Here is a 15441-nt window from a genome sequence, read left to right on the forward strand (position 1 = left end):
GCCGGCCGTCCTGTGAGCGCCCCGGTCCTCGTCCGGCGGACCGTGCGTGGCGCGAGTGCGCTGCGCGGCGGCCGGATGCGGCGGCTCACCCCGTACCAGTTCTACGGCGCGCTGTTCTGGCTGGTGATGACGCTGGCGTACTGGCGGGTGCCGCTGTGCTGCGACGCCGGGCAGCACGCGGCGGTCGTCGAGCGTCTCAAGGCCGACCTGCTGCACCCGGCCCACACGATGGCGGATCTGCCGGGCGCGGGCAGCCCGTACTACGGGCCGTACGCGGTCGCTCAGGGCGTGGTCGCCCGGCTGACGGGGCTGACCGGCTGGGAGGTCGTGAAGCTGGCCGGGCCGGTGCACCTGGTGGTGCTGCTGACCGGGCTCGGCCGGTTCGTCAGGACCCTCACCGCGCGGCGGTGGGCGCCGGTGTGGGCGCTGCTGTCCATGACGCTGCTGTGGGGCACCGCCCGGGTCCTGTGGAGCGGCTACCTCGGGCTGATGCCGATGACGACGAACCTGGGCTATCCGTCCGCGCTCGCGATCGGCCTGACCTTCTGGGCGTGGGCGTGGACCGCGGCACGTGCGGGGGACGACTCCACGTCGATGCGGTTCGTCGGCCCGAGCGGGCTGGGCGGCTGGTGGGGGTACGCCGGGATCGGCGTCCTGTACGCGCTGATCCTGCTCACCCACCCGGTCACGGCGGCTTCCGCCCTGACGGGCGGGGTGGCGCTCGTGGTGTCCCGGCAGCGGGGCCGGCGCGGGCCGGTCGTGGCCCGCTGGGCGCTCACCGGGCTGGTCTGTGCGGGGGTGGCCGTGGCCTGGCCGTACTACGACGTGCTGACGCTGGTGGGCGACACCGGCATGGACGCCATGCACCGGCAGCTGTACGAGAGGCTGCTCGCCAACTCCTGGCTGGCGCTGATCGGGCTGCCCGCGCTGTGGGTGCGGGCGCGCAGGTCGGCGCGTGACCCGCTGGTGCTGCTGTTCGGGGTGGAGTGCCTGCTGCTCGCCTACGGCTGGGTCAGCGGGCACTACACGTACGCCCGGGTGCTGTGGGCGGTGCTGGTGCCGCCGCAGTTCGCCCTGGCGGTGGAGCTGGCGGCGTCCCGGCCGTGGCGGCGGGCCCGGAAGGTGCTGGGCGGGGCGGCGGTGGCCGGGGCGTGCGCGGGGTTCCTGACCGTGCACGCCGGGGCGGTCGTGCCGCGCTCGGTGGACCCGGTGGGGTTCACCCAGCCGACGCGCTGGCCGTCGTACGACTGGGCGGCCCGGTACATCGGCCCCGGCGAGGTGGTGATCACCGACGGGTACTTCGCCAGTCACGCCATCGCCGGGTACGGGCCGAACCTCGCCGCCCCGATCTGGCCGGACCCGGCCCTGGACGAGCGGGAGCGGCGGCGCCGGGCGGCCGATGTGCGCGCCTACCTGGCGCACGGCTCGACCCGCGCCGAGCGGTCCGCCGTCGTCCGCCGCTACCACGTGCGCTGGCTGCTGCTGACGCGCTGGCACCCGGTGCCCGAGGAGGCGGTGGTGGTGGCGTGGAGCGGACGGACGGGGGAGGTGCTGGCGCGGGTCGGGGGGAGGTGAGGCCGCCGGTGACTACTCGATGACGAGGTCGACGTCGATGTTGCCGCGGGTGGCGTTGGAGTAGGGGCAGACCTGGTGGGCCTGGTCGACCAGCTTGCGGCCGGTGACCTCGTCCACGCCCTCGGGAAGCTCGACGCGGAGGGTGACGGCGAGACCGAAGCCCTCGCCCTGCTTGCCGATCGAGACCTCGGCGGTCACGGCGGCGTCGCTGACGTCGACCTTGGCCTGACGGCCGACGAGACCGAGGGCGCTGCCGAAGCAGGCGGCGTAGCCGGCGGCGAAGAGCTGCTCGGGGTTGGTGCCCTGGCCGTTGCCGCCCATCGACTGGGGCACGCCCAGGGCGAGGTCGAGCACGCCGTCGGAGCTGACGGCCCGGCCGTCGCGGCCGTGGGTGGCGGTGGCGGCAGCGGTGTAGAGCGCGTCCATGGAAAAACCTTCCCTCTCGGTCGTCGTTCGGAGGCCCGTCCGGGCCGCCCGACACCCAGAAGTAGAGCACACAATTGAGTTGCGTGCAATTGAATGACGGTCCCGAGCTACCCTGGAGCCATGAACACGCCGGACGACGACTGGCTCCGCCTGGACCAGCAGATCTGCTTCTCCCTGCACGCGGCCTCGCGCGCCTTCAACGGCGTCTACCGCGTGATCCTCAAGGACCTCGGGCTCACCTACCCGCAGTACCTGGTGATGCTGGTCCTCTGGGAGCACGACGAGCTGCCCGTGAAGAAGCTCGGCGAACACCTGCGCCTGGACTCCGGCACGCTGTCGCCGCTGCTCAAGCGGCTGGAGGTGGCCGGTCTGGTGGCTCGGGAGCGCAGCGCCCTGGACGAACGGTCGGTGGTGGTGCGGCTGACCCCCGAGGGCGTCGCGCTGCGCGCGCGGGCGCTTCAGGTGCCGCGCCGCATCGCCACCTCGACCGGTTTCGACGCCGACGGGATCCGCGCCCTGCGCGCGTCCCTGGACGAGCTCACCACCGCGCTCGACGCGGCCGCCCTCGCTCAGCCGCCGGCCGCTCCGCCGGCAGACGAGCGGTCGTAGCGGCGCCGGGCGGCACACCGGGCACCTCGGCGGGCCGCCGCCGGACGTGCAGGCGCAGCACCACATCGCCCTCGGTGTGCTCCTCGCGGACGGTGAACTCCTCGGCCAGCACGGCCAGCTTCGTGCGCTCGACCGGGTCGGCCGGGAGCCGGGGCGAGGCCGCCGCGTCCCGCTCGGTGACCACCCAGACCCGGTCCACCCCGGCCAGCCGCTGCCGCACCCGGCCGGGCGTCGCCTCCCGCCCCCACAGCGTCCCCGACCGGGGCGCCGACTCCGCCAGCGCGATGTCCCGCACCCGCCGGAACCCCTGCGGGTAGGCCAGCGCCGCGAGCCTGCCCACCGACGGCACGAACAGCACCGGGTCGCCGGGGCGCATCCGCCGGACGGCGAGCGCGGAGACCACGGCGAGGTTGTCCGGGCGGTGCGCGGCGGTGCGGTCCTGGCGGTGCACGGGGAGCTGGGCGAGGAAGCCGGCGGTGAGCGCGAGGGCGCCGCAGAGGCCGACCGCGGCCCGCACCTGCCGGCCGCGGATCCGCACCCGCCGTCCGTCGAACCGCACCCGCCCCAGCGCCCCGGCCACCCGCCCGGCCCCGGCCGCCACCAGCAGCGACGCGCCCGCCAGCGCGTAGAGCACGTAGCGGTCGTGGTAGAGCGGCCGCACCTGCGAGACGGTCATCAGCAGGCCGGGCGGCACCAGCAGCAGAGGCAGCGCGACCGCCGCGGTCCGCCGCTCGCGCAGCCCCAGGACCATCAGCAGCAGCGAGGCCCAGAACACGACGCCCTCCGGACCCGGGGCGACGTTCCGGGCCAGCCGCTCCACCCGGTCCCAGCCGGGCGCGACCAGCCACGCCACCTGCCCGGACTGCCCCTGCGACACCCACACCAGCGGCAGCAGGAGCACCGCCACCCCGCCGGCCGCCCGCCCCCAGCCGCGCCACACCCCGCGCGGCACCCGCAGCCACGCCAGCGTCGCCGCGTGCGCGCACAGCGCCAGGACCGCCAGCTCGTGCAGCACGCACGTCACCCCCAGCACCACGCCGTACGGCCACCAGACCCGGGCGCCCGCCCCGTCCGCGGCCCGCACCAGCAGCAGGGTCGCCCCCGCCACACCGGCCGCGACCAGCGCGTACGAGCGGCCCTCCTGGGCGTAATGGCCGGCCATCGGGGTGAGGGCGTACACGAGCCCGGCCAGGAGGCCGAGCCGCGGTCCGGACAGCCGGGCGCCGAGGGCCGCGACCAGTCCGGCCGTGACGGTCGCCGCGCACACCGACGGCAGGCGCAGGACGACCTCGTCCGGGTGGACGGCCAGGACCGCGTGCATGAACAGGTAGTACAGGCCGTGCACGGCGTCCACGTCGTGCAGCAGCCGCCAGATCTGCGGCACCGTGCGCCGCGCGACCTGGAAGGTGACGCTCTCGTCGCCCCACATGCCGCCGCGGTCCAGGCCCCACAGCCCCGCCGCGAGCATCACCGCCATGGGCACCGCCACGGCCACCGCGCCCCCGCCGAACCGGCCGCTCCCCGTCGACTGTCCGCTCTTCACCCGCCGATTCTGTGGCGTTACCTCCTCTTTGCAGGCTTTCGATGGTGTGTTACCACTTTCATGTCATTCGCCCGGCTTACGATCCGCCGTAATGAATGCCCACAGGGATGCCGGCAGCGCTGCCGCCGAACCGCCCGCCGAGGTCGCCGTCGTCGTCATCGGCTACGACGACGCCGCCCATGTGACCGACGCCGTGCGGTCGGCGCTCGCCCAGGGCCGGGCCGTGCGCGAGGTGGTGGCCGTCGACGACTGCTCGACCGACGGCAGCGCCGGCCTGCTGGAGCGGCTCGCCGCCGCCGAACCCCGGCTGCGGGTGATCCGCCGCCGGGTCAACAGCGGCGGCTGCGGCACCCCCCGCAACACCGGGCTCGACGCGGTGACCTCGCCGTACGTGATGTTCCTGGACAGCGACGACGTGCTGCCGCCCGGCGCGGCCGACGCGTTGCTGCAGGCGGCCACCGGTGCGCGCGCGGAGGTGGCGAGCGGCCTGTGTGTGCGCCGGGAACTGCCCTCGGGCCGTGAAGTGCCCTGGCAGCCGCGTCTGTACGCCCTGCACTCCGCCGTGCCGCACCCCGCCCGGCGACCCCGGCTCGTGCACGACACGCTCTGCGTCAACAAGCTCTACCGCACCGCCTTCCTGCGCGAGCACGGCATCCGCTTCCCCGAGGGCCGCTTCCCCTACGAGGACGTGGTGTTCACCGCGCGCGTGCTGGCCGCGGCACCCCGCATCGCCCTGATCCCGGACCGGGTCTACGTCTGGCACGTGCGCCGGTCCGCCGAGCGGCTGTCGATCTCCCTGGACCGGGCCGGGATCGTCAACTGGCGGGCCCGCACGGAGGCCTGCCGGCAGGCGTACGAGATCCTGCTGGGCGCGGGGCAGAAGGAGCTCGCGCGGGCGGCACGCGCCAAGTTCCTCGACCACGACCTGCGGATGTACCTGCGGGAACTGGGGTTGCGCGACGCCGCGTACCGGCGCGCGTGGTGGGACCTCACGCGGGCACACCTCGCCGGGTACGACGCCGACGACTGGGCCCGCAAGCCGGCCGCCCCCGGCTCGCTGGCCGGGCGGGTCGTCCTGGCCGGCCAGGAGCCGCGCGACCTGCCCCGGCTGCGGGAACTCGCGGCCCGGCCGGCCCGGCTGCGCCCGCCGTACGCCCGGGCCGCCGACGGCACACCCGTGTGGTCCGCCGACCTGCCGCAGGTCTCCCTCGAACCCCTGCTGACCCGGCCGGTGCGCGCGCTGCCGCTGGCCGTCGACGCGGTGCTGCGGCCCCGTGCGCGCGGGACCGGGCTGCGGCTGCGCCTGCACGAGCTGTACGGGCGGGTGGCCGAGGCGGGGCCGCTGGGTGTGGAGGTGGAGTGGCTGCACCGGGACGACGGGGACCTGCTCGTCCCGGGCGGCACGGCGGAGCTCGTGCCCGGCCCGCAGGCCTCCGGGCCGGAGGGGGACGGCGGCTGGACGGCCGAGTCCGTCGTCGACCTCGCCGCCCTCGCCGCGTTCGGCGCCGGGACCTGGGACCTGCGCCTGCGCATCCGCTTCCGCGACGGCGCGACCCGGGACGTCACCGCGCACGCCCTCACGGGCGCCGGACTCCTGCGCCGCCGCGCCGTCCCCAGCGCCCGGCGCGGCGTGGTACTCGTACAGCCCTACGCCACCCACTCCGGTGCGCTGGCGCTGCGGGTGGCGCCCGGCGCACGCGGGGTGCTCTCGGTCGTACGCGGAAGACTGCGCCGGCTGCTTCACTGAGAGCACCACGACGACGCACGGCGCAGCACCGCCACGGGCCGACTGACGAGGGGAACGTCCGCACATGACCTGGTTGATCACCGGCGGCGCCGGCTACATCGGCGCACACGTCGTACGGGCGATGACCGCGGCGGGGGAACGGGCGGTGGTCTACGACGACCTGTCCACCGGCATCGCCGAGCGGGTGCCGGACGGGGTGCCGCTGGTCGTGGGCTCCACGCTGGACGGTGAGCGCGTCGCCCGCGCCCTCGCGGACCACGAGGTGACCGGCATGGTGCACCTCGCGGCCCGCAAGCAGGTGGGCGAGTCGGTCGAACAGCCGCTGCGCTACTACCGGGAGAACGTCGAGGGCCTGCGCGTCCTGCTCGACGCCGTGACGGAGGCCGGGGCCGGGGCGTTCGTCTTCTCCTCCTCGGCGGCCGTGTACGGCATGCCGGACGTGGACCTGGTCACGGAGGAGACGCCGTGCGCGCCGCTGTCGCCGTACGGCGAGACGAAGCTCGCCGGTGAGTGGCTGGTGCGCGCCGCGGGCCGGGCGACCGGGCTGTCGACCGCGTGCCTGCGGTACTTCAACGTGGCGGGCGCGGCGGCCCCCGGCCTCGCGGACGTCGGCGTGTCCAACCTCGTGCCCATGGTGTTCGAGAGGCTCACGCAGCACGCGCCGCCGCGCGTCTTCGGCGACGACTACCCCACCCCCGACGGCACCTGTGTGCGCGACTACATCCACGTCGTCGACCTGGCCGAGGCCCACGTCGCCGCGGCCCGCACCCTGCGCGCGTCCCCCGGCAGCTCCCTCACGCTGAACATCGGCCGCGGCGAGGGGGTGTCGGTGCGCGAGATGATCGACCGCATCAACGCGGTGACCGGCTACGACCTGCCGCCCGAGGTCACGCCCCGCCGCCCGGGCGACCCCGCACGCGTCGTCGCCTCCGCCGACCGGGCGGCCGCCGAACTGGGCTGGAAGGCCCGGCACGACGTCCAGGACATGATCACCTCGGCGTGGCAGGGCTGGGTCCGCCTGCACCCGGAGGCCGCACGGCCCTGACCGCGGCAGCCCGCGGGCCCCTGGCGAGCCGGCGTCGGAGCACGGCCGTCGGAGCACGGCCGATCGACCGGACCGCACCCGTCCACGCTCCACGCCCCTCCTCCTCCGGCAGTCACCGGGGCCGGGGACGGCGGTGCGGCCGACCGGTGGCCGGGAGCGGCGGTGGGCCTGGCCGGCGGCCGGGGGAGGCAGTGCTCTCCTGCCGCCCCGGGGCGCCAGGAGGCAGTGGTCCCCTGCCGCCCCGGGGCCCCCGGGTGACGCGGTATTCGGGCCTACAGCGCCCGCAGCGCCGCCGCCGTCGCCCGGGTCAGGGCCTCCAGGTACCCCTTGGGGGGTTTCGGGGCGCGGATCACCACCGACCGCCAGTACAGAGGGCCGGAGATCAGGTCGAGGGCCAGGTCGCGGTCGAGGCCCTCGCTCAGCTCGCCCCGGCGCTGCGCCGCCGTGACGATGCCGGTGGCGACCCCCTCCTGGCCCTCGCGCAGGGCCTTCTGCAACGCCTCGGCGATGTCCGCGTTGCGGGCGGCCTCGGCCTGGAGGTCGGGGATGATCTGCGACGCGACCGGGTGGCGCAGGGCCCGGGACGTCACCTCGTACAGCAGCCGCAGATCGCCCTCCAGGGAGCCGGTGTCCGGCGCGGGCAGCCCCTGCACCGCGAGCGCCGAGACGATGTCGAGCACCAGGTGCAGCTTGGAGCGCCAGCGGCGGTACACCGCGGTCTTGCCCACGCCCGCCCGGCGGGCGATCCCCTCGATGGACATCCGCGCGTAGCCCACGGCCGCGAGTTCCTCGTGGACGGCGGAGCGGATCGCCGCCGTCACGTCCTCGCGCAGGACGGCGGCCCCCGCGGGGGCCCGGCGCCGCGGCGGCTGCTGTGGCTCGTCGGGCTTCGTCGTCATGCGGACAGCATAGGGCGTCACGACGAAACGGTTGCGTTCCGTCGTCGGCCGGACGTACGCTCCCGTCACGACGAAACGGTCCCGTCCCGACGTAAAAAGTCGTGAAGAGACCGGTAAGACGGTCCCCTCCCCCGAACGAAGGCAGCGGATGTGAGCCAGGTCCTCCACACACCGCCCCCGGCGCCGGCCCCCGCCCCGGCCGACGACGACCTCGCCGCGCTCGCCGCCCGGCACGGCCTCGCGGTCAGCGGCGCACGCCCCTCCCTGCCCGCGTACGTCCGGCAGCTGTGGGCCCGCCGGCACTTCATCACCGCGTTCGCCACCGCCAAGCTCACCGCCCAGTACAGCCAGGCGAAGCTCGGCCAGGTCTGGCAGGTGATGACCCCGCTGCTCAACGCGGCGGTCTACTACTTCATCTTCGGCGTCCTGCTCGGCACCAAGCACGGCGTGCCGGACTACGTCCCGTTCCTGGTCACGGGCGTGTTCGTGTGGACGTTCACGCAGAGCTCGATCATGGCGGGCACCCGCGCCATCTCCGGCAACCTCGGTCTGGTGCGGGCCCTGCACTTCCCGCGCGCCGCGCTGCCGCTGTCGTTCTGCCTCCAGCAGTTGCAGCAGCTGCTGTTCTCCATGGCCGCCCTGGTCGTCATCCTGCTCTGCTTCGGCGTGCCGGTCGGGATGTCCTGGCTGCTGGCGGTGCCGGCGCTGTTCCTGCAGTTCACGTTCAACGCGGGCGTGTCCATGGTCTTGGCCCGGATGGGGGCCAAGACCCCCGACATCGCCCAGCTGATGCCGTTCGTGCTGCGCACCTGGATGTACGTCTCGGGTGTCATGTGGAGCATCGACCAGCTGGCGGACAAGGACAGCCTGCCGCGCGTGGTGACCGTCCTGCTGGAGACCAACCCGGCCGCGATCTACATCGACCTGATGCGCTTCGCCCTGATCGACAGCTTCCACGCGGACCGGCTGCCCGCCCACGTGTGGGCGATCGCCGCGGGCTGGGCGCTGGTCGCCGGCGTCGGCGGCTTCATCTACTTCTGGAAGGCTGAGGAGACGTACGGCCGTGGCTGAGCACCCGAGCGAGAAGATCCCCACCGTCGTCGCCGACGGCGTCGACATCGTCTACCGCGTCAACGGCACCGGCACCGGACGCGGGTCCGCGACCGCCGCCCTCAACCGCATCGTGCGCCGCAAGCAGACCGAGAAGGTCTCGGGCGTGCGCCGCGTGCACGCCGTGCGGAACGTGTCCTTCGTGGCGTACCGGGGCGAGGCCATCGGCCTGATCGGCACCAACGGCTCCGGCAAGTCGACCCTGCTGAAGGCGGTCGCCGGCCTGCTGCCGGTGGAGAACGGCCGCATCTACACCGACGGCCAGCCCTCCCTGCTCGGCGTCAACGCGGCCCTGATGAACGACCTGACGGGCGAGCGCAACGTGCACCTCGGCGGACTGGCCATGGGCATGTCCCGCGAGCAGATCAGGGAGCGCTACCAGGAGATCGTCGACTTCTCCGGCATCAACGACAAGGGCGACTTCATCACGCTGCCGATGCGCACGTACTCCTCCGGCATGGCCGCCCGGCTGCGGTTCTCCATCGCCGCCGCCAAGGACCACGACGTGCTGCTGATCGACGAGGCGCTGGCCACCGGCGACCGGTCCTTCCAGAAGCGCTCCGAGCAGCGCATCCGCGAGCTGCGCCGGCACGCGGGCACGGTGTTCCTGGTCAGCCACAACAACAAGTCCATCCGCGACACCTGCGACCGCGTGCTGTGGCTGGAGCGCGGCGAGCTGCGCATGGACGGGCCCACGGAGGACGTGCTCAAGGAGTACGAGGCGTTCACCGGGGAGAAGCCCGCCAAGCCCAAACCCAAAGCCAAGACCACCAACACCCCGGCGAAGCCGGCCACCGGGCCCGAGGCCGCCGTTCCCTCGTGAGGCCCAACCCGCTCGGTCGTTTTGTCGCATTGGTGACACCATGACCGAGTACGGCGTATCTGGTGAGAAGGGGGTCCGGTGATGGCCGAGCTCAGCGTCGTCGTGCACGGGCCGAACGTGCAGGGGCACCTGACGGAGCTGCTCGACTCCCTGGCCGCCCACCCCCTGCCGGACGCCGAGCTGATCGTGGCCGCGGTGGGCGACTGGGCCCGGGAGACGGCCGAGCGGCACGCCCCCGACGTCCAGGTCGTGCCGCTGCCGGAGGCGACCGGCGACGCGGCGGCCCGGGCGGCGGGCGCGGCCCGGGCCTCGGGGCGCTGGCTGCACTTTGTACACGCCAAGGACGGCCTGCCCGCCGGCACCCCGCGCACCGTCGCCGAACGGGTCGCCGAACTGCCCGCCGAGGTCGACGTCCTGCTCCTGGACCATCTGCGCAGCACCTGGCACACCTCCGGACTGCCCTCCCCGGACGGCCCGCTGCTGGCCCGGGCGGGCCGCGCCGACGTGGCCCTCGACGACTGCGCGCCCCTGCTGCGGCTGACCCCGCTGCTCGGCACCCGGGTCCTGCGCACGGAGTTCTACCGGGAGCACGAGGAGCGGTTCGCCACCGACGACGAGCCGTTCGCCGCGCTGGCCGCCCTGCTGCTGGCCGGGCGCGTCGCGTGCCTGCCGCACGTCGCCTACGAGGACCGCAGGCTGCGTCCGGCGAGCCTGCCCCCGGTCACACCCGAACAGCGCTACGGCCTCGTCACCCGCTACGAGTCCCTCCTCGACCTCACCCGGGGCCGCCGCGCCGCGCACACCGTCCTGTACGACGTCATGGTCCGCGACTGCCTGCGCGCCTTCGCCCGGGGTGGCATGGCGGAGGAGGTCGCCCGGGAGTTCTTCCACCGCGCGTCCCTGGCCGCCGTGCGCCACCGCCCCGAGAACCACCGCCGCCCGGGCGGCCTGGAGGGCGTGCGCCGCTCCCTGCTGGAGGAGGACGCGTACACCAGGTACCGGGCCCTCCAGACCGTCAACCGCACCCGGCGCACGGCCCGGTCCGCCGTGCGCACCCGCAAGCGCCAGGCCGGCGCCCGGCTCCGCGACCACCAGTACCGCAGGGCGCTCGGCCGCCCGGTCGATCCCGGCCTGGCGGTGTTCGCGGCCTACTGGAACCGCGGCGTGGCCTGCAACCCCGCCGCGATCGCCGCCAAGCTCGCCGAACTCGCCCCGCAGATCCACCCGGTGTGGGTGGTGACCGCCGAGAACGCGGCCCTCCTCCCGCCCGGCACCGACCACGTCGTGCCCGGCACCCGCCGGTACTGGGAGGTGCTGGCGAGCGCCAGGTATCTGGTCAACAACGTCAACTTCCCCAACGCGGTGGTCAAGCGCCCGGACGCGATCCACCTCCAGACCCACCACGGCACCCCGCTGAAGCGCATGGGCCTGGACCAGATGGCGTTCCCGGCCGCCGCCCAGGGCCTGGACTTCAAGGCGCTGCTGGAGCGCATCGACAAGTGGGACTACAGCGTCTCCGCCAACAGCCACACCACCCGCATGTGGGAGCGCGCCTACCCCTCGCGCTACGTCTCCCTGGACCACGGCTATCCGCGCAACGACGTCTACTACACCGCGGGCGCCGCCGAGATCCGCGCGGTCCGCGACCGACTGGGCATCGCCCCGGGCCGCCGGGCGGTCCTGTACGCGCCCACCCACCGCGACTACGAGGCCGGCTGGACACCCCGGCTGGACCTCGCCGCCCTCGCGGACCGCCTCGGCGAGGACACCGTCCTGCTGGTGCGCGGCCACTACTTCTACGGCGGCGCCGCCTCCCCGCTGACCAACCTGCGCCGCACGGGCCGCATCATCGACGTGTCCTCCTACGACCCGGTGGAGGACCTGTGCCTGGCGGCGGACGCCCTCGTCACGGACTACTCGTCGATCATGTTCGACTACGCCAACCTCGACCGGCCGATCGTCGTGTACGCCGACGACTGGGAGACCTACCGCACCACCCGCGGCGTCTACTTCGACCTGATGGCCGAGGCCCCCGGCCCGGTGGCGCGCACCCAGCGCGAGCTGACGGACATCCTGACCGGCGACGCCTGGCACGACGAGAACGCGGCGAAGACCCGGGCCGTCTTCCGACGCCGGTTCTGCGAGTACGACGACGGACGCGCCGCCGAACGCGTCGTGCGCCGGGTCTTCCTCGGCCAGGACGAACGAGAACTCCCCCCGGTCCTGCCCATCGAGGAACGCACCCCGGCCCCGAGCCCGCAGGAGGCGACCGCATGAGCACCCCCGACGTCACCGTGACGGTCATCGTCTACAACGACGCCGAACGCCTCACCCGCGCCGTCGACTCCGTGCGCCGGCAGACCCACGCGAACGTCGAGATCGTCATCAGCGACGACCACTCGACCGACGAGACCCCGTTCGTGGCGCGGCGGCTCCAGGCCCGCGATCCCCGGGTCCGCTACCTGCGCCTGGAGCGCAACAGCGGAGGCTGCAGCGCCCCCCGCAACCGCGCCCTGGACATCGCGCGCGCCCCCTATGTGATGTTCCTCGACAGCGACGACGAACTGCCCCCCGACGCCGTCGCCCTGCTGCTCGCGGCGCACCGCGAACGCGAGATCGACTTCGCCATGGGCGCGGTGGAACGGATCCGCGTGGACAACGGCCGCCGCTCGACGTGGATGCCCCACCTGGTCGCCGAGCGGCGCACCCTCGACGGCATCGAGTCCGACCCGCGCCTGTTCTTCGAGCACCTGTCGACCAGCAAGATGTACGCCCGGGCCTTCCTCGACCGGCACGGCCTGCGCTTTCCCGAGGGCATCCACTACGAGGACCAGCTGTTCTCGGCGCAGGCGTACTGCCTGGCCAAGAGCTTCACCGTCGTCCCGGAGCCGGTCTACCGCTGGTACGTGGCGCCCTTCGCGGCGTCCGAGGCGGCCTCGATATCCAACCAGCGGCACAAGCTCGCCAACGTCCGCGACCGCATCCACGTCCAGCACCTCATCGACGCGTTCCTGGCCGAGAGCGGGCACGAGTCGCTGCGGGAGGCCAAGGACCACAAGTTCCTCAAGCACGACTTCCGCATGTACGCCGGCGACCTGCCCTACCGGACCGACGACTGGCTGGCGTCCTTCGCCGGTCTCGTCACGCCGTACCTCGACACGCTCGCCCCCGGCGCGTACGCGCGCCTGCCGCGCGCCGAGCGGGTGGTCGTCCAGCTGATCCGGGACGGGCGGCTGGCCGACGCCCGGCTGGCGTCCCGGGGCCTGGGCCACGGTGTCGCCCCCCGGCACGTGACGACGGACGCCGAGGGCCGCATCTACTGGGGCGAGGAGGTGCCGACGACGGAGTGGGCACGCCGCGAACTGGACCTCGGCGACCTGGAACTGGAGACCCGGCCGTTCACCGGCGCCCAGTTCCGCCACGAGATCACGGAGATCACCCGAGGTCCGGGCGCCTCGATCGACCTGGCGGTCCGCACCTACGACCCGGCGCTGCGCCTGCCGGTCGGGCCGCAGCGCGCGACCCTGCTCATCGCCCCGGGCGGCCGCCGCCTCAGCGTTCCCTTCCGGCTGTCCCCCGTCCGGCCCGGCGTCTTCGAGGGGCACGTCCACCTCGACCTGGCGGCGGCCGCCCTCCCCCTGCAGGGCTTCGCGGGGGTGCGCCACCCCCTGCTCCGCCTGCACCACCAGGGCCTCGCCAACACCGGTCTCCTCCTCGCCCCGCTCAGCTTCCCGACGCTGACGACCCGTGTGCCGTCCCACGTGCTGACCGTCGAGCCGGAGGGCCACGGCCCGGGCCGTCTGCAGGTGCGCTGGGAGCCGACGGGTGTCACGGCGAGGCTGATCGGGCCTGCGGTGCGCAAGCTGGCCCGGCCGAGGGTGAAGCGGGCGGCGCGCCTGATCGCGAGCGCGCTGAAGTAGCCGAGCGCCGCGAAGGAGCCGAGCGCCGCGAAAGAGCCGAGCGCCCTGGAGTAGCCGAGCGTCCCGTGCGCTCCGGGGCCGTGCCGCTCACCGCAGCACCCGGTAGAGCACCTGCCCCTCCGGCCCCCGGGTCACCTCCCTCAGCCCGGGGTGCGGTGCGCCCGGCCCCGCCACGACCCACCGCACCCCGTACGTCCGCAGGATCCGCGCGCGCTCCCCGTCGGGCGTCCCCGGGGCGAACCAGCGCCGTACCGCCCGTTCCCGGGCCGCCTCGTCGGGCAGGAAGAAGTCGGGGTACCCGGGCGCGACCGTGTACGCCCCGTACGCCGGGATCTGCCGGGCCGGGCGTCCCGGGCGGGCCATCACCACGTCGCCGTACCGCACCCACGGCGTCAGCCAGTGGTAGCCCGCCCAGGGCCGCCGGTACTTCTCCGCGACGGCCGTCGGCAGGTCGTGCGGGCCGACGACGTAGCCGAGCGTCCCGGCCTGGGTCCACGCGCCGAGCGCGAGCGCCGCGCCCAGCACGCACGCCCACCCGGCCCGCACCGCGCGCCGCCCGGCCTCCAGCGCCGCCAGCGCGGCGGCGAGCTGCGCCGGGATCAGCACCGCCGGCAGCGCCCGCCCCCAGGAGTAGTGCCCGCTCAGCCCGCCCGCCGCCACGACGGCCAGCCCCAGGGCGAAGAACAGCACCAGCGCGTCCCGCCGGTCCCGCCGCCACCGTGCCCCGAGCGCCGCCACTCCGAGCAGCACCAGCCAGTAGCGCCCCGGCAGGTCGTCGTACAGCGGCCGGTGCACCGCCTCCAGCCCGCCGCCCGACCCGAGCAGCGCGAAGAAGTCGTAGTAGGGCCACAGCAGCAGCACTCCGAGCCCGGCCACGGCTGCCGCGCCGATCCGCGGCCACACCCGGCGCCCGGGCCGGGCGGCGAACACCGTCGCGACCGCCCCCAGCGACGCCACCACACCCATGAACTGATGGCACAGCAGGATCACCGCCCCCAGCACCCCGAGCCCGAGCCACATCCCCGGCCCCGCGTCACCGCGCACCGCCCGCCCCAGCCACGCCCACAGGTGGAAGGCCAGCCCCAGGGTGAACACGCTCGGGTACGACACCGTCAGCGCCAGCGAGTTGAGCCCGTGGAAGCCGCTCCAGTTGAACAGGGACGTACCCCACAGGAGCAGCAGGCTCAGCAGGGCCAGGGCGGGTGCGGCGGGACGGCCGCTCAGCGTGCGCACGTACCGCCACACCCCGGTCAGCAGCAGCCCGAGCGCGGCGAACGCCGCCAGGCGCAGCACCACGAAGACCGACAGGCCGCTCACCCGGGCCAGGCAGCCGAGGACGACCGTCCACGGCGAGTAGTACGGGCTCGGCACGGCCGCGTCGACCAGCGGATCGCCCGGGGCGACCAGGCTGTGCCGCAGGCGCTGGACCGTCGCCGCGTGCATCCCGAGGTCGCCCGCCCAGGGCAGCCGGAGGACCACCAGGACCAGCAGCACGACCACGAGCGCGGCGGCGGCCCGAGCGGCGAGGACGGCCGGTCCGGGCAGGGCGCGCGCATGTGGGGCGGCGGGAGCGGAGGCCCGCCCCGGGGACGCGTTCACGGTCACGCACCCAGCCTCGGCCGGATCGGGTGAGTCCTCCACTCGAACCGCCCGTGCGGCGCGACGAACTCGAACCGCCGGGCGGCGCGACGAACTCGAATCGCCGGGCGGCGCGAAGCACGGAGCGCCCCGGGCCGGTCGCGGC

The 15441-nt window shown here is 74.5% G+C and carries 12 protein-coding genes; 8 read left to right on the forward strand and 4 right to left on the reverse strand.

Annotation, left to right across the window (positions count from 1 at the left end; genetic code table 11):
• The first annotated feature begins 12 nt into the window (after nt 1-12).
• Nucleotides 13-1575 (forward strand): hypothetical protein, encoded by a 1563-nt coding sequence (locus tag ACZ4M5_RS07960; RefSeq protein WP_467734173.1) that lies wholly within the window; start codon nt 13-15, stop codon nt 1573-1575.
• 12 nt (nt 1576-1587) lie between these two features.
• Here the strand turns inward: ACZ4M5_RS07960 and ACZ4M5_RS07965 are convergent, their stop codons facing one another.
• Complete coding sequence (locus ACZ4M5_RS07965) at nt 1588-2001, reverse strand: organic hydroperoxide resistance protein (protein WP_467734175.1); 414 nt, start codon at nt 1999-2001, stop codon at nt 1588-1590.
• 93 nt (nt 2002-2094) lie between these two features.
• Between ACZ4M5_RS07965 and ACZ4M5_RS07970 the strand changes: the two genes are divergently transcribed.
• Entirely contained in the window at nt 2095-2610 is a 516-nt protein-coding gene (locus ACZ4M5_RS07970) for a MarR family winged helix-turn-helix transcriptional regulator (RefSeq protein WP_467734177.1), read from the forward strand.
• Here ACZ4M5_RS07970 and ACZ4M5_RS07975 read toward each other — a convergent pair.
• Nucleotides 2540-4087, reverse strand: a complete 1548-nt coding sequence (locus ACZ4M5_RS07975) for a glycosyltransferase family 39 protein (protein ID WP_467734290.1) — start codon at nt 4085-4087, stop codon at nt 2540-2542. The two genes, ACZ4M5_RS07970 and ACZ4M5_RS07975, sit on opposite strands and share 71 nt — an antisense overlap.
• A 157-nt stretch (nt 4088-4244) precedes the next feature.
• On the opposite strand from ACZ4M5_RS07975, the gene ACZ4M5_RS07980 reads away from it, so the two are divergent.
• Together ACZ4M5_RS07980 and galE are read left to right on the forward strand one after the other, a co-directional pair.
• Nucleotides 4245-5900, forward strand: coding sequence for a glycosyltransferase family 2 protein (locus ACZ4M5_RS07980; RefSeq protein ID WP_467734179.1), 1656 nt, complete (start codon nt 4245-4247; stop codon nt 5898-5900).
• A gap of 64 nt (nt 5901-5964) precedes the next feature.
• The gene (galE, locus tag ACZ4M5_RS07985) at nt 5965-6945 is read left to right on the forward strand and encodes a UDP-glucose 4-epimerase GalE (protein ID WP_467734181.1); all 981 of its coding nucleotides are present in this window, start codon (nt 5965-5967) and stop codon (nt 6943-6945) included.
• 272 nt (nt 6946-7217) lie between these two features.
• Here the strand turns inward: galE and ACZ4M5_RS07990 are convergent, their stop codons facing one another.
• The gene (locus ACZ4M5_RS07990) at nt 7218-7844 is read right to left on the reverse strand and encodes a TetR/AcrR family transcriptional regulator (protein ID WP_467734183.1); all 627 of its coding nucleotides are present in this window, start codon (nt 7842-7844) and stop codon (nt 7218-7220) included.
• A 150-nt stretch (nt 7845-7994) separates the two neighbouring features.
• Here ACZ4M5_RS07990 and ACZ4M5_RS07995 point away from each other — a divergent pair, with 150 nt between their 5' ends.
• The 4 genes from ACZ4M5_RS07995 to ACZ4M5_RS08010 all read left to right on the forward strand — a co-directional run bounded on the left by ACZ4M5_RS07995 (nt 7995) and on the right by ACZ4M5_RS08010 (nt 13697).
• Nucleotides 7995-8915: an ABC transporter permease gene (locus ACZ4M5_RS07995; protein ID WP_467734185.1), complete on the forward strand. Its 921-nt coding sequence runs from the start codon at nt 7995-7997 to the stop codon at nt 8913-8915.
• Nucleotides 8908-9777, forward strand: a complete 870-nt coding sequence (locus ACZ4M5_RS08000; protein WP_467734187.1) for an ABC transporter ATP-binding protein — start codon at nt 8908-8910, stop codon at nt 9775-9777. The genes ACZ4M5_RS07995 and ACZ4M5_RS08000 overlap by 8 nt, the downstream gene beginning before the upstream one ends.
• A gap of 81 nt (nt 9778-9858) precedes the next feature.
• A complete protein-coding gene (locus tag ACZ4M5_RS08005; RefSeq protein WP_467734189.1) occupies nt 9859-12054 on the forward strand; it encodes a CDP-glycerol glycerophosphotransferase family protein in 2196 nt (731 codons plus the stop codon).
• Nucleotides 12051-13697: a glycosyltransferase family 2 protein gene (locus tag ACZ4M5_RS08010; protein ID WP_467734191.1), complete on the forward strand. Its 1647-nt coding sequence runs from the start codon at nt 12051-12053 to the stop codon at nt 13695-13697. The genes ACZ4M5_RS08005 and ACZ4M5_RS08010 overlap by 4 nt, the downstream gene beginning before the upstream one ends.
• Nucleotides 13698-13784: 87 nt before the next feature.
• Here ACZ4M5_RS08010 and ACZ4M5_RS08015 read toward each other — a convergent pair whose 3' ends face one another.
• Nucleotides 13785-15302 carry a hypothetical protein gene (locus tag ACZ4M5_RS08015; RefSeq protein WP_467734193.1) on the reverse strand — a complete coding sequence of 506 codons (1518 nt, stop codon included), beginning with the start codon at nt 15300-15302 and terminating at the stop codon, nt 13785-13787.
• Nucleotides 15303-15441: the final 139 nt, after the last annotated feature.

This window comes from Streptomyces sp. NPDC026246, from assembly GCF_055567995.1.